Genomic DNA, 22,587 nt, shown 5'->3' on the forward strand with positions numbered 1-22,587 from the left:
AAGTTCAAGTCGCCTGCCCGTGTGGGGTCCTGCTGCTTTCCCGTACCCGACAACCGTTCTAACCCTCGATCGCGGCCACACGTTCGGGACTAGGCGTGCGGCTGCCGGTCAGGACGGCCAGCGCGAACGCCACCACCACGGCGCCCGCGGCGAAGGTCGGGGTGCCGCCCACCCGTGAATACAGGGTGCCGCCGATCAGCGGCCCGGCCACCTGTGCCAGGGACTGCACGCCCTGGGCACCGCCCTGCACGCGCCCCTGTGCTTCCGCAGGAGCCGAGGCCGACAGCAGCGACGCCAGCGTGGCATTGAAGATGCCCTCGCCTGAGGCGAACAGGATCACGCCGGCGTACAGCAGCGCTGCCACGTGGGTGGCCGGTACGAAGGCCAGCAGGCCCATGCCCACCACGCCCATCGACAGGCCCAGCTGCGACACCCGCCGGTCACCGAATCGCTTGAGCAGGATGGGCAGCAGCAGCCCCTGCGCCACGATGTCGCACACACCCACCACCATGAACACCGTGCTGACCTCTCCCGGCCCCCAGGCCAGGGTGTCGCGGGCCATGATCGACAGCACCACCTGCATCAGCGAGAACGGCAGGATGAACAGCACGCTCACGGTCACCAGGCGGCGCACGACCGGCAGTTCCAGGGCGCCCTTGAGCTGCGTGAGGGGATTGAGGTGCGCGGCGTCGAAGTGCCTGGTGCGCCGCGCGGGGCTGAGGCTCTCGGGCAGGATGAAGGAGCCCCACAGCAGGTTCAGCATGCTGACCAGCGCCGCCGCGTAGAACGGCGCACTGGGGCTTACGTGCGACAGCAGCCCGCCGATGGCCGGACCGATGATGAAGCCCGCACCGATGGTCGCGCCGATCTGCCCGAAGACCTTCCCGCGCTCCTCCTCGGGAGTCGTGTCGCCCACGTAGCCGAAGAGCGCGCTCAGGCCACCGGCGGTCAGGCCGTCGATGCCGCGGCCGAGGAACAGCATCCACAGGCTGCCACCAATGCCGAAGATCACGTAGCCGATGGCCGAGCCGAACAGCGAGAGCATCAGGATGGGCCGCCGCCCGTAGGCGTCGCTGAGGGCGCCGAGCACCGGGGAGGAGAAGAAGGTGAGCAGCGCGAAGATGGCGGTCAGCGCGCCGATCACGCTGGCCTGCTGGTGGACCTCCGGGACATACCTGGCCACCACGAAGGGCAGCACGGGGAACACCAGCGACATGCCGATGGAGAACAGGAAGGCGGTGGCAAGCAGGAAGAGGATGGGGGGACGCGTGGGTGCAGGCGGCTGAAGGTCGGCAGTCTGGGTCATGCGGGCACAATAGCCACGCCGCCCCGGCGCGCACTTGTAAAAACACGACACGTGAGGAGCAGGGTGGGCGCGAACGCTTTACGGCGGATCTGACTGCCACGCCCACGAGCGCCAGCACGCCATGAAGTCCAGAGGGATGGGTGCAGGGTTCGACCGACCCTGGCGATAGCGCCGAGCGTCGCGGTGGTGAGCAGTGCCAGGGTGAAGACCAGCTGATCTGGAAGGAGCGGCTGCGCAGAGTACAGCGCGCCGTAGCCGAAGATCTACAGCCGCGCCAACGTCCAGATCAGGGGACGTTGGCGCGGACCGTGGACCATCAGCCCAGCGTGATGAGGTCAGCCGCCACTGGCGTGCAGCAACTGCTGGCCGGCGCACAACTGCCACCCTGGGCCGTGGCCGCCGGCTCCCCGCAGGCGTCCCCAGCCTTGCACTGCACACCCGGCGTCCGCAGGTGCACGATCACCCGCGCGTCCTGCGCCTCAATGTGGCTGACGTGGTACTGCATGGCAGGCGTGGTTGCGTTTCCGTACTCGAAGCGCACCTCGGCCTCGTCCCGAACTGGAATGCGGCGGGTGACACGGTCGTAGATGGCCAAGAACTTCCGGGTGGTCATGAAGCCGGCCACGGCTTCCTGGGCGCTGCCATCCATGAGCTGGATGACGGTCTCACGCCAGCTCGCGGCCTGGCCCCCGCAGTCCATCGCCTCGATGCTCACGGCCTTGACCTCGGTCACGTGGTAGCCAGGGCCGATCAGCAGCCGGCCCTGCAACCAGAACTCCAGGGGGCGCTGCGACGGAGCGCGCAGGGCGCCTGTGAGCGCGGCGGTCGAGGTCTGGTCGGTAAGGCCGGGGATGGTCCGGGTCATGGTGGGCTCCTTGAGGGGGAGGCGCATCAGGGTGGCGGTGGCGGGGCACGCATCCTGAAACTCGCGGGACGCGAGCAGGGCGGCCGGGGCCGCGGAGCGGGGGACGGGCGTGAAGCCGAAGCGCGGGAAGTAGGTCTCGGCGGTCGTGGTCAGCAGGTAGACGGCGTCCAGGTGCTGCTGGCGTGCGGCGTCCAGAACTTCACGCACGAGCCGCGCGGCAAGGCCCTGCCCCTGCTCGCCAGGAGTCACCGCAACTGACCGCAGCAGGCCCACGGTGCCGTGCGTCTCCAGACCAGCCAGTGCCACCACGCCGTCCTTCTCAGTGACCCGCATCCCGCTCAAATGCTCCTCAATGCCGGCTGAAGGGAGGCCGAGATCCGACAGCAGGGCGGAGATGGCGAGGAGATCGCCAAGTTCAGCGCTGCGGATCAGCATCCGCAGCCCTCCTCGCCGTTGAGCTCCGCCTGGAGGGCTGCGCTCAGGCTGGCCAGCACCCGGAGGGCCGTCGCCTGGTCTGCCTTAGGAAGACGGGCCAGCACGCGGGCGGACTGGGCGTTGAGCTGCAAATCGAGATCCTGGGCGGCCTGGTGCCCGGCGTCCGTCAGGCGCAGGAGGAGGGCACGGCGGTCACTGGGGTGGGGGGCCTTGACCAAGCGGCCCTGTTCCACGAGGTCGTCGGTGCTGCGGCTGAGCCACGCCTTGTCCAGGTTCAGCGTGCGGGTCAGGGCGCTGAGGGACTGGTCGCCCTCGCGCTCCAGGGTGGTGAGGATGGCGCACTGGGTGGCGGACTGGACGTCGCAGCACGCGAAGTTGCGCTGCTGGAGTTCCGTGAACTGCCGCGTCACGGTCCGAAGCAGCGGGCCTGCCTGCGCCGGCGCTGCGACTTCGTTGTCATTGGCAACGGTCATGGAATGAGCGTACTCAGGTTCCATATCGTTGTCAATAACAACTATTGTCCGAACTGACACTGCGCGGACAAGGTTCTGTCGGCCCAACCGCCATGAGGGTGATGACTCCAGCGGGGAGACTGCTCCTCAAGCGTGTCAGGATGTGCAAACTGCCGGAGCACGGTGACCATGCGGCGCGAAGATATGAGCGGACCAGCAGGTCCGCCGTGGAAGCGGGCGCAGACGTGTCATCCGAGCCGAGCCAGCATGCACCGTCCGCCGGGTGTCCAGCCTCAGGTCTGACCGTCCCGGGTCGATCGGAGATTCACACAGGTCATTCCCTATCGCCCGCCCGTGGCCGACAGGGTGCCAGGAATGGACCGACCACCTCCGGACGATGTCACCGCGCAGGCGCCACCGATCCACAGGCGGTTCAGATCACGGTCGGCTTCGGACCTATCTGCCGAAGCTGCCGCAGGGCCAGGTGGGCCATCGGCGTCGGCTGCTCTGCCCGCCACGCCATCCCGAACACCCAGGGCAGCGGCGGTCCATCCAGCGCCCGGACCACCGTCCCGCCTCCCGAGCGGGCTGTGAGCAGGCCCGACGGCAACACCGCCACCCCTACTCCCGCGGCGACCAGCCCCGTCATCGCTGCGATCTCCGCCCCTGTGGACACCACGTGAGGGCTGGGTTTCGCTGTGCCCAGGCCGGTCAGGAGGGCGGCGTCATCCCGCGCCCGCAACCGGGGGACGAGCACGCGAACCGAGGCCAGAGCGCCGCGAGGCACGGTGTCGTGAACTGTGAGCGGGTGTGTGGCGGGCAGGAGCAGGGCGTACTCCCCCTGCAGCAGGGGCCAGAAGCGCAGCTCAGTGCGCTCGGGCGGTCCCAGTAAAAACGCGATGTCCAGGCGGTCGTCCAGAAGCGCGCGCTCCAGATCGTCCTCGCTTTTCGTCTCCAGCCGCACCTCCGCCTCTGGAAACCGCTCGCGGAAGGCCCCCAGCAGCGACGGCATGAGCCCCACGCTGCCGAATTCCACGAAGTCGAAGCCCACCCGCAGCACCCCGTCCCTCAGCCCCGCGGCCTGCTGGGCCCGCCGCACGCTGTCTTTGGCGTCCGCGAGCACCCGACGCGCGTCGGGCAGCAGGGATTCGCCCGCGGGCGTGAGTCTGGCCCCGCGTGAGGTGCGCTCGAACAGGGGCGCGCCGATCTCGTCCTCGAGTTGCTGGATGCGGTGGGTCAGGGCGGGTTGGGACAGATTCACGCGCTCGGCCGCGCGGGTGAAGTTGCCGGTCTCCGCGACGGCGACGAAGACGTGCAGGTGCCGGAGTTCCACGGCTCAGCCTACCTGTGGAGGCGGTCCGTCATCCATTTTCTTGATGGGACGTGCAAACGGTCTATTGGACGACGTGCGCCTTCAGCGGGACACTATGGGCACTTCGAGCCACGCAGCTGAGTCGCTGACGGCTCAAAGCAGTCGCGCTGGGGCCACATTCATCCACCCACACCGGGCCACCCAGCGTGGTTCTCGGGGAGCTGCGTTGTCGCCGCTCAAGGAGTCCGCCATGTCCGACCAGCACCTCGCCCAGTCCCTCCTCGAACGTGACATGAACGCCTACGCCGACCTGCTGCACGACGGGTACGTCAATCACACCGCCTACGCGGCGCCGGGCGAGGCGGGCAGTATCGCCGTGTTCCAGCGGTTCCCAGACGCCTTTCAGGACCTCACGGTCACAGTAGAGGCCATGTACGAGGACGGCGAGACCGTGATCGGCCGCTTCCGGTACCGCGGCACCTTCACCGGGCCCTTGATGGGCCACCCGCCAACGGGACAGGCGGTGGAAATGCACTCCATTGAGATCCGGCGGGTGTGCCGCGGGCACCTCCAGGAGCACTGGGACGCGCTGAACACCCTCGACTTCTCTCTCCACCTCGGGGCAGCGAGCGTGGTGTCCACGGAGGTGACGGCGTGATGCTGAGCGACGTGCTGGTCGTGACCGCCCTGATGTCTGCCGGGGTGGTGTACGGCACCGATGTGTTCTTCGCAGTGGTCGGGCGTGCGGCGTTGGAAGAGGCCAGGGACGAGAGCGTGACGGACGTGATGGGGAGGCTGCACAGGTATGGGGACGCGCGGATGCCTGTGTTCGGCGCGCTCGGTCTGCTGTCCACCCTCGGGCTGGTGTTTGCCGCGGGCTTCGGCTCGGCCGCCAGCACCTGGGCGCTCGTCGCACTTGCCGGACTGCTGACGCAACTCGCGGCGTACGTGGTGGTCGCCAGGCCTGTGAATACGATCCTCACGGCAGCGGCGGCGCAGGGAAACGTTGCGCTGGCTTCGCGGCCGCTCCAGAGGCGCTGGGACAGTGTGATCGTGCTCCGTGCCCTGGGCCTGGCCGCGGGCATGGCGGGATTGGCACTGGCCGCGATTTCCCTGCGTTGATGGCTGGCCTTCGCCGAACAGCCGGCTCAGGAGCGGGACCGTCGATGTCGTGGCTGGTGGACGTACGTGACAGACGCTGAAGCTCAACCTCAACGGTTGTGGCGAGGCGTTGCGGTGGCGGGGCGCCATGCTGAGTGGCCAGGAACCTCCTGGCTCCCGGTTCCCCGGTGCGGTACCTGGCCACACTGCATGGCTGTACCAGCAGAACACCTTCCCGCCAGAGAGGGCCAGGCATGCCTGACACCGGGACATCGCGGCCATCCTGCGCGACCTGGTCCGCCAGCGGCGCTGAGCGTCAGGCCTGTGCCGCCGAGCTGGCAGGACTGTGCTCCGACCGTGAGCCAGGCTGTCCCGATTGCTGGAAGTCAGCTCCCACGCTCATCACCGTGCAGTTGCGGCCTGCGGCCTTGGCCTGATACAGCGCCTGATCCGCCCGGCCCACGACCTGCCTCGGATCGCCCGTCACCATCAGCGCTGCCCCCACGCTCACGGTCACCGGCACGTCCACGCTGGACAGGGGATCGCGGCCCACGGCCGCGCGCAGCCGCTCCGCCACCACTGGCAGGGACGTGGCCCCAACGTCCCGCAGGATCACCGCGAACTCCTCGCCGCCGTACCGGTAGGCCCGGTCCCCCCCGCGAAGTTCCCCTCTGAGGCGCTGTGCGACCTCGCGGAGCGCTGCGTCTCCCATCGGGTGGCCGTAGGTGTCATTCAGTGCCTTGAAGTGGTCAATGTCCACCATCACCACGGCGTCGCCCACGGTCAGCCCGGGCAGGTCGTGCTCGAACTGCCGGCGGTTGGCCACGTCCGTGAGGGGGTCCAGCAGCGCCTGGCCTTCCAGGGTGCTCAGGAGCCGCAGTGTGGTGAGCCGTGAGTCCACGATCATCATGACGACGACGTAGCCGGCCAGACTCAGCAGCAGGAGTGGCAGGTACGTCTGGGCGAACAGCGTCTGGCCGTTCGGCAGCAGCAGGAGACCCACCCCGTTGGGCAGCAGGGTCAGCAGGCTGCGGGTGACGCGGCGTCGCCAGCTGACCTCGAAGCCCGGCATGGAGTCCAGGCGGCGGACCACGGTGCCGACCAGGAGCATGCTGATGGTGCTGAGCACCATGATGGGCGCACCGATGCCGCCGAGGTGGAGCCGGTAGAGCATCAGAGGCAGCGCGACGGCCAGGCCCGCTACGGGGCCGCTGTGCAGCACCGTGAACACGACAGGCACCGCACGGAGGTCGGCGAAGACGCCTGGAACAACCGTGGCGGGGAACTGCATCAGCAGCAGGCCGGTGGCGGCCAGGCCGGCGGAGCGCGCCCAGAACCACGGCCCCCGGCCCTGCACGGGCCAGCGGCGATACGTGAAGCCCAGCATGAACGCGCAGGACGTCAGGATGCACAGGTTGAGGAACAGGGTCGTGAGCATGGCCCTCCGGCGGGTGGTGCCTGGACGGTACCGGTTGAGCTCTGACGGAATCGTGACGACGTTAAACGAAAGACGGCGTCCAAGAAGGGTCGCCAGTGCTGCCTGCCCGGTCATGGTCAAGGTGACAAGGTGCGGGGGGTTCAGGCCCGGCTGCCGAAGTGCGTCGCACTGTGGCGTCTGCCCCGGTGAAGGCCACGGACGGCGATCGAGCGGACAGGCCAGCCGGTGCTGCGCCCGGTCAGCTTCCTGAAGAACACGAGCATCGCCACGTTCAAACCCCCAGCAGATGTTCAACGGGTGGAGCCAGATCGATGTGGTCGTCTGACACCGCGCAGTCTGGGCGAGCTCTGGCCAGTGGCGGGCCAGGTGACAGCGCGTCCTCGGATCCGGGAAGGCACTGGCCTCTGCGCGTCACCCGGTCTGTATTGCCCCCAGCGACCCTGGCACGTGGATGTCCGCGAACGCCCCGTCCTGCCCGAGCGTGGCCTGCATCGTCCCGAGGCTGTGCATGATCAGCAGCACCTGACGCACCCGCCGCGCCGTGAACGGCACCTCCGTCTCCAGCTGCGCCACGCTCAGCGGCCGGTCAGCGGTCTGCAGGACCTGATACACCGCCCGCAGCTGCTGGCGGATGCCCGGCAGACACGACTCGGCCTGCTCCTGCATCCACATGCGCTGACCCTCCCGCGTCAGCGTCACGGTGTGCGGCGCGCAGGTATCGTCCTCGCGGCGCAGGAAGACCTGGCCCGCGTCACGCAGGTCCACCAGGACTCGGCCGACCTCAAGGGCCGAGACGCGGTGGACCTGCGCGAAGGTGCGCGCGTCGAACGCATGCCCGGGTTCGTCCAGCCACGTCAGGGCGACCTCGCGGACGATGGCCGCGCGCAGGAGGCGAGGTCGCATGACTCTCACCTTACCGGTCCGCCTCCAGCGGCCATGACGACAGGTCAGGTATCCGGGACCAGTGGACTAGGCAGCACGCGCCCTATTCCTCCGTCACGTGGACGCCGCAGGCGGGCTCGGCACGACAGGCCATCAGGCTACGGTCGACCCATGAGTTCAGCCGCTCAACCCCCAGTCCACCGGCCAGGGTGCGGTCGTCATCCGCGAGCGAATCATTGATCCTGCTCCGGACGCGCTGGCGGCGTTCCTCAGTTGCCACACCGCAGTCGGGATTGCCTCCTCCAGTTGGCGGATTTGGCCGAAGCGACTTCCCGAAGTCGCGCGGCCGGCATGGCTGGCGACCTCAGAGGCTCCGCATTCAGACGTCTCGCAGGCGGTACCGGCCGCGCGTCACGCGCTCCAGGTCCTGGGTACGCCGTCCAGTGGGGTCGGGCGCCGGCGCGCAAAGGGTGCTCGTGACGTACGTGCGGATCGACAACTCCTTGTACTGGTGACCGCGCGCCTTCATGCCTGCGACGACGTCTGCGGCACCAAACGTCTGATCGGTCCGGCCCTGCACCAGTTCGCGGATGACCTCGAGGATGTCATCTCGACATGTCATGGCCCAAGTATTTGGGCGTCCTACACGTAGAGAAACGAATATTCCCACAGTCATCTGGTCAGTTGCGACCTCATTGAGTCTCAGACAGAACGGATGCCCGTGAGGACGCTGGCTATTGTCGGTGCGGGCCGAGGATGACTACAGCCGCCTGGGCGGGCAGGTGCGGGGTAACCCGTTCGGGACGTGGAACGCACGCGCGCCGAGGTGTGCCCACAGACCCCTGCGGCGCGCTCCTGGTGGTGATCAGGAGCGATACGGTCTCTGGGGCCGTGTGCCGGCGCGCGTGTCTATGTTCGGCGTTAAACGCTCCGCAGCAGGCGCGCAGAAGATCAAGCCGCCTGCTGCGGTTCTAGGGATATCCAGAACTCCACTCGAGGGACAACAGAGGGGGTAGGGCCTCCGGTCACTCACAGCTCACCACCCACCGATACGTTGCCAGAACCCTTGGCCGGAGCTCCTCAGGCCTGCGGCAGGCTGAAGAAGAAGGTGGCGCCCTCCCCAGGTCGGCCCTCAGCCCACACTCGCCCGCCGTGCTTCTCCACGATGCGCTTCACGTTCGCCAGCCCCACCCCGGTGCCCTCAAATTCGCTCTGGTGGTGCAGCCGCTGGAACACCCCAAACAGCTTGGAGGCGTACTGAGGCTCGAACCCCGCTCCGTTGTCCCGCACCGCGATCATCACCTCGCCCGGCGCGTCCTCGGCCCAGACGTCGATCACCGCCTCCTCACGGCCCCCGCTGTACTTCACGGCGTTGCCCAGCAGGTTGGCGAGGACCTGGCGCAGCAGCCCCGCGTCGGCACGCACCACCGGCAGCTCACCGATCCGCCAGGTCACGGTTCGCCCGTCCAGCTCCGGGGTGAGGTCGGACCGTGCGGCGGCGAAGAGTACGTTCAGGTCCACATCCGTCTTGACCAGTTGGGCAGCGCCTGCCCGGGCCAGGCCCAGCAGCGCGTCGGTGAGCACCTCCATGCGGGACGCCGCACTCTCGATCTGGTCCACGTACTTGAGCAGGCCAGGAGTGTCGCCGATCTTCCTGCGCAGAAGTCCCGCGAAACTCCCGACGTGCCTCACCGGGGCGCGCAGGTCGTGCGACACCGTATACGCGAAGGCCCCCAGCTCCTCGTTCGCGGCCCGGAGCTGGGCCTGCTGCTCGGCGAGCTGCCGGGCGGCGGCCGAGCGCTCGAAGGCGAGTTCCAGCATGAGCACCGCCGTCTCCAGCAGGGCGTGGTCGACCGCCGACCAGCGGTGGGAGCCGAACAGGCCCACCGCCAGCACCCCCACGACCGAGCCGTCTGCGTGCACCGGCAGGCACGCGGTCGCTCCCACCTCCGACACCAGCTCACCCAGTCCGTCGGTGTTCGTGTCGTAGCTGTCCTGGTAGTAGGGGGCGCCGCTCTGGAAGGGAATCCAGAGGTTGCGGGTCTCTTCGAGGGGCAGCCCCGCGTCCACCACGGCCTGCAGCTCGTCGTTGCCCAGGTCTCCCGTCTGCACCCGGAGCCGCCACAGGCCACCCTCGGGCCGGTAGTACAGCCCGAAGCCCTCGGGCAACACTTCCAGCACGATCTCCTGTGCCCGCTTCACCAGCACCAGCGGATCGGTCTCGAAGGCGAGGTCGCGCGCGAGCACCGCGAAGCCCTCCAGCGCCCGGTTGCGCGCCTCCACCACCTCCGCCTGCTCGCGCAGCGCCCGCACGGATCCCGCACGTTCGGCAGCCAGGGTCAGACCGCGCCCCACCCCCCGCATCACCGCCTGATCGCTCGCGTTCCAGTAGGCGCGCGTCTTGAGGCCTGTGGTCAACAGCCCCACCACCTCCCCGTCGACCATCACGGGGAAGAACCCAGCCGCGCCGTACTCGCGGGTCTGCTGGGCGGTGTCGTCCACCTCGTCTCGCCAGCCGTCGATGAACACCGCGTCACGGGCCGCGACGCTCTGTGCGATGCCCACCGTGCTCCCCGGCACCCCCTGCCGGACGAGCGCGAGGGTCGCGGCCGGCAGGTCGCCGGCCCACGCGACGCCGCGCCACAGCTCCCCATCCGGCTCGTAGTACACGGCAGTGCCGTCCTCGAAGGTCGCGTGCAGCACCTCACAGGCCCGCCGGGCGAGGTCGCGTTGCCCTTCCTGGCTGCCGACCGCCTCGCTGAACGCCACGAACGCGTCCAGGCTGGCCGTGCGCTCCTGCAGGCGCTGTGTCTGCTCCGCGCGCTCGAGAGCCAGCCCCAGGCCGCGCCCCACGGATTCGATGACGGCCTGCTCCTGCACCGTCCACACGGGTCGTCCAGTCCCCGTGGCGAACAGGGCGTAGGGCTGATCGCCATGGAAGTAGGGGGTGACGCTCAGGGCGCTGGCATATCCCACCGACTGCACCCGGCCTTCATCGCCCTGGGCAAATACGGTCCGGCGGGCGGTGAGGGCGTCCGCGACCAGGGGTGTTCCCAGCGGGACGCCTGCCTGACGGGCAGCCCGAACGGCGGGGGGCGTGTTGCGTGAGAAGGCGGCTGGGAACGCCGTCTGGCCCTGAATGAGGTACAGGCCGCTCGTGGCCCCGCTGACCGCGTCCTGAATGATGTCCCCGGCCGCCGTGGCGAGGTCCGCGAGGTCCGTGCTGCTGGCCACCTGGGTCGTGAAGCGCACGAAGGCGTCGAGCGCGCGTTCCTGTTGGCTGACCCGCACCTCGAGCGTCTGCGCGTGGTCCCTCAGCAGTTGCTGCGTGTCGTGCAGGTGCTGTTCGGCGACCTTGCGCGCCGTGATGTCCCGGGAGATCGCCAGCAGGCGGGTCACACTGCCGTCTGGGGCCCACAGCGGGGACACGCGGACCTCCCACCACTTCGGGGTGCCTGCAAACGTCCTGGCCTCACCTTCGAAGGTCGTGCTGTTCCCCGAGCGCGCTGCCTCCAGAGCGCGTTCCACGTGCCCGCGGCCCAGGCCGTCCCAGAGGGTGGGCCACGGGACGTTCTGGCAGACGCTGAAATCGTCGATCTCCATGACCTCCAGGCCGCCCGGGTTCATGGACAGGACGCGCGCGTCCAGATCGAGCACCTTGATGCAGTCGGTGCTGGTGTCGATGATGGCCTGGAGCTCGGTGGGGTTCAGCTGGGGATCGGGGGTCGGGGGCATGACTCGGCGCTCAGTCTGACATCTGACTGGGCACTGAATGGCCGCGCCACCCACCGTGGGTGTGGAGCCGGCATGACCGGTAGCCGCCGGACGTCTTGATCAGGGTGTTCCGTCCAGCGGCGGACACGACCTGGACATGCTCTACAGCACAGCGAGGGTGCGAAGGACTGCGAGCATGGATCAGCGAACGACGATGAACGCCGAACGGCCCCGCGCTTCACGCCCGAGTTCTGAACCTCTCTGTCGGGCCCGAACGGCCGTTGCCACTGCCCCCAGGTGTACCGACCACGCCGGATCAGAAGCGATCTGGCACACGACCTGATTCTCAAGCCGCGTGCCGAGCGACCCCGGTCTCGCCCGGGTCAGGGTGCCCGAACGCGCTCCGGGAACAGCAGAGACGCGCGCAGGCGGCTGAACGCGCCCCCGTGCTCGGGCCACGAGGCCTCCAGCGCCTGCTGCAGCGCCGCCACCTCCGCAGACGCGTCGGCGTGGTTCCTGAGTGCGCGGGCATGCGCCAGCACCAGGGCGTCGACGGCCGGCGCCCGCGCGTCGCGGCCGGGATCCACGTCCTCCAGCCGGGCGAGCAGCCGCACGGCACTGATGCGGGCGCTCGCAGGCATGCCAGCCGTGTACTGAGCCACGCCACACGCGTCGCCACGCCGCAACGCGTTCCATGCCAGCGTGAACGCGTGACGCTCGAGCTCGTCCGGGTCCGGCGTCAGGGCGGCCAGCGTCCGGGCCGCGTCGCTGGCGTCCTGACCGCGCAGCAGCGCAGACTGTATAGCCACACACTGCAGCATGTGATCGACGTCGCGGCTCCCCAGTGCGGCTGCCTCGCCGCGCATGGCCAGCACGTCGCCGTCGTCCACCACCGCGCCGCAGCGGACCTGCATCGTCAGCAAGATGGCCCTGCGGCGCAGGACCAGCAGCGCCTCTCCGCGCGTCCGGGCCAGGGCGACCACCTCGCTGTAGCCCGCCAAACCAGGGCCGACATCGCCGGTCATAAAGCGGCTCACACTCAGATTCCCCAACACCGTGGGGCGCCCCTGCTCAGGGATGTGCGGCAACGCGCTCGCCAGCGTCGCGCCGGCCTCCGCGTACTCTCCTATCTCAATGAGAACGCCGCCCAGGTTGGCGCGCGCCTGGGCGCCCAGCAGCATCAGACCGTGGCGATCCGCCAGCTCGACTGCACGGCGCAGGAGGTCACGCGCCGCAGGGAATTCGCCGGCCATGGCCTGCTGGGCCCCGGCGACCGCGTCCGCCTGCGTCAGGGACGTGGGATCGCCCATCACCTGGGCCAGTCGGCGCAGTCGCTCGCCCTCCTGGCGGGCCAGGTGGTGGTCGCCTCGCGCACTCGCGAGGTGGGCCAGCGTCATCGTGACCTGGAACGCCCGGCCGCTGCCGGACAGGGGGTTCAGCTCACGGCTGGCCTGCAGGTCCGCTTCTGAAGCGGCCAGTTGCCCGAGCTTCAACCGGGCGCTCCCGCGAAGGTACAACGCGGTCGACCGCAGCGCGTCCGGCAGATCCGTTCCCAACACCTGTTCGGTGACCGCCAGGACGTCCGCGTACGCAGCGTCGAACAGGTGAATGTGCGCTTCGCACAGCGCGTACTGAGGTGGCCCCAGCGCCGCCGCGTGCTGCCGTGAGCGCAGGGCTGGCAGCGTACTCCGCGCGCGTTCCACGTCTCCCAGGGCGTGCAGGTGCACGCCGAACAGCGAGAGCGCCGCGTCGAAGGCGGCGGCGTCGTCCAGCCCCAGCGTCAGGGCGTGCCCGTAGCTCTGCGCCGCCTCGGCCAGGGCAAACGCGCGGCGCGAGTGGTCGCCCGCCCGGACCCACCACCGCGCGGCGTCCTGGAGGCGCCCTCCCGACTCGAAGCACTGCGCGACCTCCTGCGGCGCCGTGCCGACCGCGGCCAGGGCGTTCGCGACGGTGGCGTGCAGCCCCCGCCGCCGCTGCTCTGGCACGGCGTGACGCAGCGCCTCGCGCTGCAGGTCGTGGCGCAGCGCCACGCCGGCACTCACTTCATGCACGAACCCGGCGGCTTCGAGCGCCTGAACCGCGTCCATCACCTCCCACTCGCCCAGGCCGCAGGCCTGCGCCAGCACGTGGACGCTCAGGGGGCGCGCCTGCACGCTCAGCGTATCCAGCACCCGCCGGACCGACCGGTCCAGCAGGTCGGCGCGGTCCACGATGGCGTCCTGCACGCTGCGTGGCAGTGGCAGGTGCGCGTAGCCCCCGGCCGCGTGGAAATCAACATGCCAGCGCCCGCCCTCGTCCACCCGGATGTGCCCACTGCCGATCAATGCGCGCAGCGTTTCGAGGAAAAACAGGGGGTTCCCGCCGGTCGTCTTCTGCAGCGCCGCGGCGAACTGCGCGCCACCCGGACTGGTACTGAGGTGCTGGACCAATGCGAGCAGATCCGTGCTGGAGAGCGGCGGGACGTCCAGTGTGCGCAGCGTACCGGCGGCACGCTGTGAGCGCACCCACGCGTCGGCGGCGCTGCCGCGCAGCTCGAAGGCCCGGGCGGTGGCCACCACCCTCGGCCGGCGTCCCCGGGCCAGGGCCGCGACCTGGCGCAGCATCAGGCCCAGCACGTCCAGGCTGGCAGGGTCCACCGCATGCAGGTCGTCGAGGACCACGCAGCCGTGGGCACCGGCGGACTCCACCAGGGCGCCGGCCAGTGCGTCGTGCAGCGCTGCCCGGCCCGCCTCGCTGTACATCTGCACTGACGACGTGCCCTGCAGGCTGGCGATCGCGTCCTTCGAGCGCCCGGACAGCGCGCCGGCATCCGTGTCGGTCAACGTGAACATCACGGCTGAGAGCGGGCCGGCGGCCACTGCGCCTGACACCACCACCGCCCGGTCCGCGAGTTTTGCAAACTCCAGCGCCACGCGGGTCTTGCCCACCCCCGGATCGCCCAGCAGCAGGGTACAGACCGGGCCGCCCTGCAACGCGCGCATCACCTCGGCGCGACCCACCAGCGGAAGGCGCGGCAGCGTGACCCCACGGGCCACCCCGGCTTCCAGCTGGCCGAGCTGCTCCAGCCAGGCCCGGGTCGTGACCAGCGGCGCACGCCTGAATTCCCGCCGGGTCATGGCGTCACACTCCGCGTATACCCGCCGGGCCTCGGGCGCGTCGTTCAGCAGCACACACAGCCGCAGCCACTCCTGCCGGGCGTCTTCCGACAGCGGATCGAGCTCACTCCACTGGCGGATGAACGCCCGCGCACCTGCGTGGTCACCGGCGCGCTCCGCATGCTGGGCCGCGTCGCGCAGCGCGCTGCGGTAGAACGCGGTCCAGTCGGTCCGCACCGCCTGCAACCACTCGCCCAGTCCGCCGGTCACGTCCACCACCCAGGGCAGCACGTCTGGCCCAGCGGCCGAGAGAGCGCCCGCCGCGTCGCCCGCTGCGGCCAGATGCCGTGCCCGGCCCATGTCGCACACCACGCCGTCAGCGATGTCCACATGCATGCCGGTCGTCGTCAGGGCGCCGGCGAATGGCCCGCGGGCCATGCGGTAGAGTTCCACCCGCAGGTTCGAGCGGGCATGTGCCGAGTCCTCCCACAGCAGCGTCGCCAGTGCGCCGCGCTCCCGCGGACCACCCAGGGCGGGCACCGCCAGCAGCATGGGCGGCCGGTCCTTCACGTGGGCCGGCGCGCGGGTGAGAGTGATGAGCATGCGGTCAGTTTAGCGAGCGCAGCCGGACCGTGCCCGCATGGACGCAACGCGACCGCAACGGCACGCAGGCCATCCTCACTCATGCCGACCAGCGTTCCGCCGCCTGCGGGCCCGCCCATGGCGCAGTTCACCGTCACTGTGTACGCCACTCACGTGGACGTCACCGATCACGCGGATCACAGCCGCCACACGTTCGCCACGCTGCTGGGCGCTGTGAGCTATCTGGAAATGACCAGTCTGTCACGCGAGCAGGTCGCCCAGCACGGCGGCCTGCACTAGCAGCGTCACGGCCGATTTCTGCATGATTCGGCCCGCCGCACCGTTCCAGCGCATCTTCGGCGTCGCCACCGGCAACGGGCGTTCACGCTTTGGTGGCGCTGGCGGACGTGCTGCCGCCGCAGGTGATCGCCCTTGTGCACGGGGTCGCGCCGCTGGCGGAAACCTACTGGATGGGGAGCTCGGACACGCCGGCTGAGATCCGGCGGCTGGTGCGGCGCGCCAGGCAGGGGCTGGGGCGCAAACGCAGCAACATTCGCCCGGCCCACACGTGTTGGATGGAAGCGCGAGCACGCCGGTAACCCAGGAGTGCAATGGAAGAAGGCGACCCGGAGGCCGCCTTTGATTTCTCTAAGATAGCGCGGTATGCAGATCTGGTCAATTCATGCACCCCGGTGCCGACCCCTTTTCCTGGGTGGCGGATTCCGGTTCCAACTGCAGGCCGACGGCGACGGCGGTGGTAACTGGTCACGGTGCAAGTTGGGGGCTCCGCGTGGGTCGACCTCTGTCGCACCCGCGTGGTGCCATCCATCTCGCAATTAGCGCTCAGAAGTCGGGCTCAAGGGCCACAGCGAGCCCATGGCCTCCCTATGATCCAGCCCTTCGGTGATGCACCACACCTCACGAATGGATTGAGCGGGAAACAGCAGGTCGGTCAGGACCGCCCGGCCGCCGCCGACAAAGACCTCGAGCGAGCTCGCGTCTAGAAAAAGGCGTAACTCGTGATCCTCCATCGGCGGCAAAGGCGCGCGGTGCTCTCCCGCGTACCCGGTCAGCCCAGCCGTGACAGCGGTCTCGGGCCGCCGCACGGCCACCTCGCGCGGCGTGACCTCCACGCTCACCTCGATGCCCGCCTCCGATCGGAACTCCAACTGCACTCGGAAGGAATTGGAGCCGGGCCAGCGCAGGAGGAACTCGTGCGCCTGATCGGTCTCGAAGGGCGTAATGCCGGCAGATATTGGCCGCTCAGCCTGTCTCAGGGCCTGGAGCTCGGGCACAGGCCGCTGCACCAGCACCGGCCCGTCCAGATCGACGCGGACCCCCACCTCACGGGGCAGACTCATGGCCCCACGCCACCCCGCAGCCGCCGTCGGAACGTGATGGGCGTACTGCCAGTTGCTCATCCAGCTGAGCCAGACCCGGCGCTCCGGGAGGTCATGCCACGTGATTGCGGCGTAGAAGTCCTGCCCATGATCGACCCACCAGGCAGGCGTGCGCGGCATGAAGGTCTGACCGTCGAAGTCGCCCAGCCAGTACTGCACGCCTGACCCGCCGTACGGTCCGCCGGGATTCAGGTCCACCTTCAGCACCCAGTGCTCGTGCCCGGCGTCGTCCAGCACCGGGAAGAGGTCTGGCACCTCCCAGATGCCCCCCGTCGCGCCCGCGGGGCCGAAGATGCTCAGGGACGTCCACGCGCGCAGATCTGTGGACCGCAGCAGTTCGATTTCCCGCTCGACCGGATGGACCACCGCCATGATCCACGAGGCCGTTGGTGCATGCCAGAACACCTTCGGATCACGGAAGTCCAGCTTCCCGCGGTCCAGCACCGCGTCCGGGTGGAGGGTCCACGAGGTCCCGCCATCCTGGCTGCTCGCCAGGTACTGCGCCTGGTTGCTGCTGGTGTGCCCGGTGTAGCAGGCCACCAGGGGGGGAGACGTGCCGTCGCCCAGACCGCTGGTGTTCTGCCAGTCCACCACGGCGCTGCCGGAGAAGATCTGGTGCTCGCCTTCCGCCAGAGCGATGTCCTGTTCGTGCCAGTGCACCAGATCCGTGCTGACCGCGTGTCCCCAGTGCATGTGGCCGTGGCTGCTGGCGTACGGGTTGTACTGGTAGAACAGGTGGTACACACCGCCGAAGTACACGAGGCCGTTCGGATCGTTGATCCAGTTCGCGGCCGGCGTGTAATGCACGTGTGGGCGGTAGGGATCCTGGCGGACGGCAGGTTTGGTCATGCCATTCAACCTTTCACTCCGGAACCGACCACGGAGGCCACGAACCACCGCTGGAAGATCAGGAAGACGATGATGACGGGCAGGGCCATCAGCACGGCGAAGGCCGTCACGTTGCCCCAGTACGACTGCTGACTGCTGAAGAACGCGGCCATCGCCACGCTGAGCGGGCGGAATTCCACGCCGCGCGTCACCAGGCTGGGCCACAGGTAGCTGTTCCACATGTCTAGGAAGCCCAGGATGGCGGTGGTGGCAATGACCGGCTTGCTCAGGGGCAGACCGATCTTCAGGAAAATGGTCGGCAGATGCGCTCCGTCGATGCGCGCGGCCTCGATGAGTTCAGCGGGCAACTTCGAGAAGAACTGGTAGAAGAGAAAGACCGAGAAGGCGCTGGCGATGAAGGGCACGATCTGCACCTGATAGGTGTCCAGCCACCCGAGGCGGCTCATCATCAGGATGAGGGGGATCAGCAGGCCCTCGCCGGGGATGACGAAGACGGCGATGATGATTGCCAGGTAGACCTTGCGGTACGCGCCCTGGCCCCACGCGAGGGCGAACGCGGCCGACGAGTTGACCATCACGCCCAGACCCACCGTGCAGACCGTCACGAACAGCGTGTTGAACAGGTACCGCACGAACGGCTGGTAGGGGTCGTTGATGACCTCCTGGTAGTTCTGGGTGGACAGCGCCGTTGGAATGAAGGCCTTGGCGGTGCCGAGGATGCTGTTGATGGCGGCCTCGTCCGGGTTCAGGCTGACGGAGATCATCATCATGAGCGGCCCGAGCACCAGCAGGGCCAGGAGCACACCGAGAATCAGTCGCACGACATTCATACGTCACCTACTCGTTTTTGACCACGACGCGCTGGAAGATGGCCAGGGCGCCGACGATGAGCACGAAAATCACGGCCACCGCCGAGCCGTACCCAACCAGCTGGCTGGTGTAGCCCTGCTGAATCATGTACCGCACCAGGGTGTTGGTCGAGCCGACCGGCCCCCCACGCGTCAGGATGTCCACCTGCGTGAACAGCTTGAAGGCCTGGATGGTCGTCGTGATCAGGATCAGGATGTTCGTGTTGCGCAGTCCGGGGAAGGTCACGGCCCAGAACTGCTGCCAGCCGTTGGCGCCGTCGATGCGCGCCGCTTCGTAGCGCTCATGTGGGATGTCCTGAAGCCCCGCCAGGTACAGCAGCATCTGGAACGGGAACGTGGCCCACGCGGAGAGGAGCACGATGGCCGGCATGGCCCACACTGGACTGCCCAGCCAGTCCACGTAGGTCGAGGCCCCGAAGGCTTTGATGATGTTGTTGAACAGGCCGTCCGGGATGCGGTAGAAGGCGGCCCAGATGACGATGACCACGGTCATGGGTGTCATCAGGGGCAAGATGGCGACGCTCCGGAAGAACGACCGCAGCGGGAAGCTGCTGTTCAGCAGGACGGCGATGGCCAGCGAGAGCGCGCACTGGAACGGCACGACCAGCAGGGCGAAGTAGGCGGTGTTCCGGAAGGCCTGCCAGAAGGCGGGGTCCGTGAGGATCGCGCGGTAGTTGTCGAAGCCGACCAGCGCGGTGGGAACCGGGTTGGGGACCAGGCGCTGGTCGGTGAAGGACAGGTAGATGGACATGGCGAAGGGCAGCAGCAGGAAGAGGATCAGCAGTACTGTGGCCGGCGCCAGCAGCAGCAGTTCCTCGCCGATCGGTTGGCGGACGCGCATGGGCCGCTGCGTGGCTCCCACGACGGAAACCTGAGTGGTTGAGTCCTGCACGTTCACTCCTTTGGAGCAGGGCAGTGAGCGTGCGGGGGGCAGCCAGTGCCTCCCCGCGCCCGGGCTTACTTCTTGTTGAAGGGCGGGTAGCCCTTGTTCGCGGCGATGTCCTTATCGATCGCGTCCGCGGCCTTGTCGAGTTCGGACTTCACGTCTGCGCCGTTCAGGATGTTCAGGACCGCGTCCCCGAACGACTTCGAGATCACCGGGTAGGCCGGGTGCACAGGGCGCACCACGGCGATGGCGGCGGCCTGCTCAGCCATCAGTTCGCCCTCGCCGCCCTTGCCGTACACCTTGCTCAGGGGCGTGGCGGACTTGCGGGCGGGGATGTAGCCGGTGATGTCGGCGTACTGCGCGACCTGGTTGGTGGACATGGCGAAGTTGATGAAGGTGCCGGCGTCCGCCTTGTTGGCCGAGCTGGCCGGAATGGCCCAGCTCCACCCACCGTTCGGCGAGGCCTGCTTGTTGCCGCAGAATTTTGGGGCGGGGATCAGCACCAGGTCGTCCTTGAGGCCGGCTTTGTGATCGCGCCACATCCAGTTGCCCACCCACACGAGGGCCGCGGTCTTGTCGCCAAAGAAGCGGTTGTCGCCGCCGCTCTGGGGCACGATCCAGTTCTTCTTTTTCCAGTCCTGCAGGGTGGTGAGGATCTTGATGGCGGCCGGGGAGTTCACCGTGCCGGTGGCCTGCCAGGTCTTGCGGTTGATCAGGTCGGCCCCGCAGGATTGCAGGAAGGGGGCGAAGCCGTAGCTGAGCCACTCGCCGCTGTAGTTCAGCTTGAGGTCCAGGGGCCACGTGACACCCTTGACCTTGCTGAGTTTGCTCAACGCGTCCTGGAACTCGGTGAGCGTCCACGCGTCCTTGACGCTCGTGGGGATGCGTACGCCGGCTTCCTTCAGGTACTTCTTGTTGCCCCACAGCAGCACGGTGGAGTCGTAGGGGCTGATGGAGTACATCTTGCCGTCCGGGCTGTACGTGCCCTGGTCCTTGATGGCCGGAAGCAGGTCGCTCAACAGGGCCTTGTCGAGGTAGGGGTTGAGGGGCGCGAGCTGGCCGGACCACACGTAGTTGGCCATGTTGGGGCCGTCGAGCATGATGACGTCGGGGAGTTTCTTGCTGAGGAAGCCGGCCTTGAGGGCGTCGTTGATGTTGGGGATGGGCGTGACCTTGGCGGTGATGCCCTTGCTGGAATTGGCCGCGTTGAAGGCCTTTTCGAGTTGGAGGAAGTAGGGGCGCTCGGAGGTGCCGTCGATGACCCACACGGTGATGTTTTTGGCCTGAGCCAGGGAGGCGGCGAGGGTGGCGGTGAGGGCGGCAGCGATGGTGAGGGTACGGCGCATGGTGTCCTCCGGGACGGAATACGGGGGCTTCATGACGGGATAACGTTATCTCGGTGCGGAAAAAAATTAAGAGGTCATCGGAGAAGCCTCCTTTGGGGGCGCTGTCGAGGAACGCACAATGAGTTGAGCGGAAAGCCGTTGGACGCGGGGTTCAGCGGGATGTGCTGCCGAGTCGTCGAGAGCCTTGATAAGAAGTTGGCCGGCCTTATAGCCCATGTCGTATGCGGGCTGCGCGATGACTGTGAGGGGTGGGTCCATCAGTCTGGCCCAGCGGGTGTCGTCCATACCGATGAGGGAAACGTCGTGGGGCAGTCGCAGGCCGAGGTGCCGGATGGCCTGAACGGCGCCGGCCAGCATTTCGTTGGTAGTGGTGATCAGGGCAGTGGGGGGCGATTTCTGCGTGAGCAGGTGAGTGGCGGCGCGCACGCCACCGTCCTCGGAGAACACGTCCGAGGCGAGGTGGGCCGGGTTGACGGGCAGGCCGTGGACGGCCAGGCGCTCCAGGAAGCCTTCACGCCGCTCGACTTCCGTGCTGACGGGCGCGTCACCGTAGATCAGACCGATGTTGCGGTGTCCGAGCTCCACGAGGTGATCGACGGCCTGGCCGATGGCCCCCCGGTTGTCGAGCAGCACCGCGTGACAGCTGAACGAGCCGATGGTGCGGTCGACTTCGACGACGGGGAGGTAGCCAGAAACAACTTCCAGGTAGGGATCGGTATCGGAGGAGGGCACGACGATCAGCCCGTCCACCTGGTAGCCCTCGAAGATCTGCGCGTACATGATCTCGCGCTCGACGGAGCTGCCGTGACCGGTGATGACCGCGTAGCCCTGTTCGATGGCGGCGTCCTGGATGCCCTGTGCGAGGATGTTGTGGAATGTGGCGACGGTGCCGGCGGTGAGGTATCCGATGATGTTGGTGCGTTGTTCTCGCAGGCTCTTGGCGAGGCGATTGGGCCGGTAGCCCAGGACAGTCACGGAGTGTTCGACTTTTGCCTTGAGTTCGGGGGCGACATTCGGCACCCCCCGGAGCACACGGCTCACAGTGGGAACCGAGACCCCGGCGTGGTGTGCGACGTCGGACAGCTTCACGGTCCTAGACATCTTCACCTCAGATAACGTTATCTCGTTTGGATCGATTATTCCCCAAGAGTCGATAAGTGTCAAGGGGGTCACCTATCCCTCCCATTCCTCTTGGAACGCATAACAACACCGTTGGTGCTGCCTGAGCGTGATCAGACAGCAGACCAATCGCGTGAATGCCAAGTGGACGTCCGCCCGCACCGCATACCTCACCCCCAGCCGACGGAAGCGGCTGAACCACGCCAGGGTCCGCTCCACCATCCAGCGGTGTCGGCCCAACCGTTCACTGGACTCCCGACCCCGGCGAGCAGTGCGCACCGTGATGCCGCGCCTGTGGCACGCTAGGCGGCATCGGGGAATGTCATACGCCTTGTTCACATGCAGCCGCTCCGGACGGCTGGGGGGCCGGCCTCCCAGCCCGTGATGAATGGGCGGCACAGCATTCAGAAGGGGTTCGAACAGCATGCTGTCATGCCGGTTCGCTGGTGAGATCAGCACCGCCAGTGGTGTCCCCAGAGCGTCCACGATCACATGACGTGTGCTGCCGGGCCGACAGCGATCCGTGGGCTTCGAGTCTGTTTGGGCGCCCGGGCTGCGGGAACGCTCGTACTGTCCACACATGCGCGGGTTCAGTCGAGTTGATTCGCCTGAGCCATCCGGTCAAGGAGCACCTGGTGCAGGCGGGTGAAGACACCCGCCGCGTGCCAGTCACGGAGACGTCGCCAGCAGGTCATGCCGCTGCCGTAGCCGAGCTCGTGTGGGAGGTGTTCCCAGCCGATGCCCGTCTTGAGCACGTAGAGGATGCCCTCCAGTGCAGCTCGATCGGGCACCCGGGGTCGACCACCTTTGGGTTTCGGGCGTTCAGGTGGGAGTAGCGGATGGATCCGCTGCCACAGCTCGTCGCTGATGACAGGCCTGGCCATGCTTCACCTTGCACACCCAACCTAAGGTTTTGATAGGCGTGCTTAACCCCTG

The 22,587-nt window shown here is 68.0% G+C and carries 17 protein-coding genes and 1 pseudogene; 3 read left to right on the forward strand and 15 right to left on the reverse strand.

Annotation, left to right across the window (positions count from 1 at the left end; all coding sequences use genetic code 11):
- Window positions 1-58 precede the first annotated feature (58 nt).
- The 4 genes from HNQ07_RS17600 to HNQ07_RS17615 form a co-directional block, all read right to left on the reverse strand.
- On the reverse strand, window positions 59-1,306 hold the full coding sequence (locus tag HNQ07_RS17600; protein WP_184114175.1) for an MFS transporter: 1,248 nt from the start codon (window positions 1,304-1,306) through the stop codon (window positions 59-61).
- 316 nt (window positions 1,307-1,622) lie between these two features.
- The gene (gene arsN2, locus HNQ07_RS17605; protein ID WP_221275179.1) at window positions 1,623-2,606 is read right to left on the reverse strand and encodes an arsenic resistance N-acetyltransferase ArsN2; all 984 of its coding nucleotides are present in this window, start codon (window positions 2,604-2,606) and stop codon (window positions 1,623-1,625) included.
- Complete coding sequence (locus HNQ07_RS17610; protein WP_184114177.1) at window positions 2,600-3,079, reverse strand: MarR family winged helix-turn-helix transcriptional regulator; 480 nt, start codon at window positions 3,077-3,079, stop codon at window positions 2,600-2,602. The genes arsN2 and HNQ07_RS17610 overlap by 7 nt, the downstream gene beginning before the upstream one ends.
- Window positions 3,080-3,491: 412 nt before the next feature.
- The gene (locus HNQ07_RS17615; RefSeq protein WP_184114179.1) at window positions 3,492-4,391 is read right to left on the reverse strand and encodes a LysR family transcriptional regulator; all 900 of its coding nucleotides are present in this window, start codon (window positions 4,389-4,391) and stop codon (window positions 3,492-3,494) included.
- A gap of 229 nt (window positions 4,392-4,620) precedes the next feature.
- On the opposite strand from HNQ07_RS17615, the gene HNQ07_RS17620 reads away from it, so the two are divergent.
- Complete coding sequence (locus HNQ07_RS17620; protein ID WP_184114181.1) at window positions 4,621-5,028, forward strand: ester cyclase; 408 nt, start codon at window positions 4,621-4,623, stop codon at window positions 5,026-5,028.
- The gene (locus HNQ07_RS17625) at window positions 5,025-5,492 is read left to right on the forward strand and encodes a DUF1772 domain-containing protein (protein ID WP_221275180.1); all 468 of its coding nucleotides are present in this window, start codon (window positions 5,025-5,027) and stop codon (window positions 5,490-5,492) included. Before HNQ07_RS17620 ends, HNQ07_RS17625 begins: the two co-directional genes overlap by 4 nt.
- 295 nt (window positions 5,493-5,787) lie before the next feature.
- Here the strand turns inward: HNQ07_RS17625 and HNQ07_RS17630 are convergent, their stop codons facing one another.
- From HNQ07_RS17630 to HNQ07_RS17650, 5 genes are all read right to left on the reverse strand, one after another.
- The gene (locus HNQ07_RS17630) at window positions 5,788-6,909 is read right to left on the reverse strand and encodes a diguanylate cyclase (RefSeq protein ID WP_184114183.1); all 1,122 of its coding nucleotides are present in this window, start codon (window positions 6,907-6,909) and stop codon (window positions 5,788-5,790) included.
- Window positions 6,910-7,320: 411 nt separating this feature from the next.
- Window positions 7,321-7,812, reverse strand: a complete 492-nt coding sequence (locus tag HNQ07_RS17635; RefSeq protein WP_184114185.1) for a hypothetical protein — start codon at window positions 7,810-7,812, stop codon at window positions 7,321-7,323.
- A gap of 358 nt (window positions 7,813-8,170) precedes the next feature.
- Window positions 8,171-8,413 (reverse strand): DUF7669 domain-containing protein, encoded by a 243-nt coding sequence (locus HNQ07_RS17640; protein ID WP_184114187.1) that lies wholly within the window; start codon window positions 8,411-8,413, stop codon window positions 8,171-8,173.
- Window positions 8,414-8,871: 458 nt separating this feature from the next.
- Window positions 8,872-11,526, reverse strand: coding sequence for an ATP-binding protein (locus tag HNQ07_RS17645; RefSeq protein WP_184114189.1), 2,655 nt, complete (start codon window positions 11,524-11,526; stop codon window positions 8,872-8,874).
- Window positions 11,527-11,888: 362 nt separating this feature from the next.
- Window positions 11,889-15,203: an AAA family ATPase gene (locus HNQ07_RS17650; protein WP_184114191.1), complete on the reverse strand. Its 3,315-nt coding sequence runs from the start codon at window positions 15,201-15,203 to the stop codon at window positions 11,889-11,891.
- A gap of 81 nt (window positions 15,204-15,284) precedes the next feature.
- Here HNQ07_RS17650 and HNQ07_RS17655 point away from each other — a divergent pair, with 81 nt between their 5' ends.
- The gene (locus tag HNQ07_RS17655; protein ID WP_184114193.1) at window positions 15,285-15,482 is read left to right on the forward strand and encodes a hypothetical protein; all 198 of its coding nucleotides are present in this window, start codon (window positions 15,285-15,287) and stop codon (window positions 15,480-15,482) included.
- A gap of 536 nt (window positions 15,483-16,018) precedes the next feature.
- Here the strand turns inward: HNQ07_RS17655 and HNQ07_RS17660 are convergent.
- The 6 genes and pseudogenes from HNQ07_RS17660 to HNQ07_RS17685 all read right to left on the reverse strand — a co-directional run bounded on the left by HNQ07_RS17660 (window position 16,019) and on the right by HNQ07_RS17685 (window position 22,535).
- Window positions 16,019-17,431: a glycoside hydrolase family 32 protein gene (locus tag HNQ07_RS17660; protein WP_184114195.1), complete on the reverse strand. Its 1,413-nt coding sequence runs from the start codon at window positions 17,429-17,431 to the stop codon at window positions 16,019-16,021.
- 5 nt (window positions 17,432-17,436) lie between these two features.
- Window positions 17,437-18,261, reverse strand: a complete 825-nt coding sequence (locus HNQ07_RS17665) for a carbohydrate ABC transporter permease (protein WP_184114197.1) — start codon at window positions 18,259-18,261, stop codon at window positions 17,437-17,439.
- 7 nt (window positions 18,262-18,268) lie between these two features.
- Window positions 18,269-19,141 carry a carbohydrate ABC transporter permease gene (locus HNQ07_RS17670; RefSeq protein WP_221275181.1) on the reverse strand — a complete coding sequence of 291 codons (873 nt, stop codon included), beginning with the start codon at window positions 19,139-19,141 and terminating at the stop codon, window positions 18,269-18,271.
- A gap of 116 nt (window positions 19,142-19,257) precedes the next feature.
- The gene (locus tag HNQ07_RS17675) at window positions 19,258-20,532 is read right to left on the reverse strand and encodes an ABC transporter substrate-binding protein (RefSeq protein ID WP_184114199.1); all 1,275 of its coding nucleotides are present in this window, start codon (window positions 20,530-20,532) and stop codon (window positions 19,258-19,260) included.
- A 66-nt stretch (window positions 20,533-20,598) separates the two neighbouring features.
- The gene (locus HNQ07_RS17680; protein WP_184114201.1) at window positions 20,599-21,621 is read right to left on the reverse strand and encodes a LacI family DNA-binding transcriptional regulator; all 1,023 of its coding nucleotides are present in this window, start codon (window positions 21,619-21,621) and stop codon (window positions 20,599-20,601) included.
- Between the two features lie 84 nt (window positions 21,622-21,705).
- Window positions 21,706-22,535, reverse strand: a pseudogene (locus HNQ07_RS17685) (IS5 family transposase).
- Window positions 22,536-22,587 lie beyond the last annotated feature (52 nt).

Origin of the sequence: Deinococcus metalli (assembly GCF_014201805.1) — a bacterium.
GTDB classification, from domain to species: domain Bacteria; phylum Deinococcota; class Deinococci; order Deinococcales; family Deinococcaceae; genus Deinococcus; species Deinococcus metalli.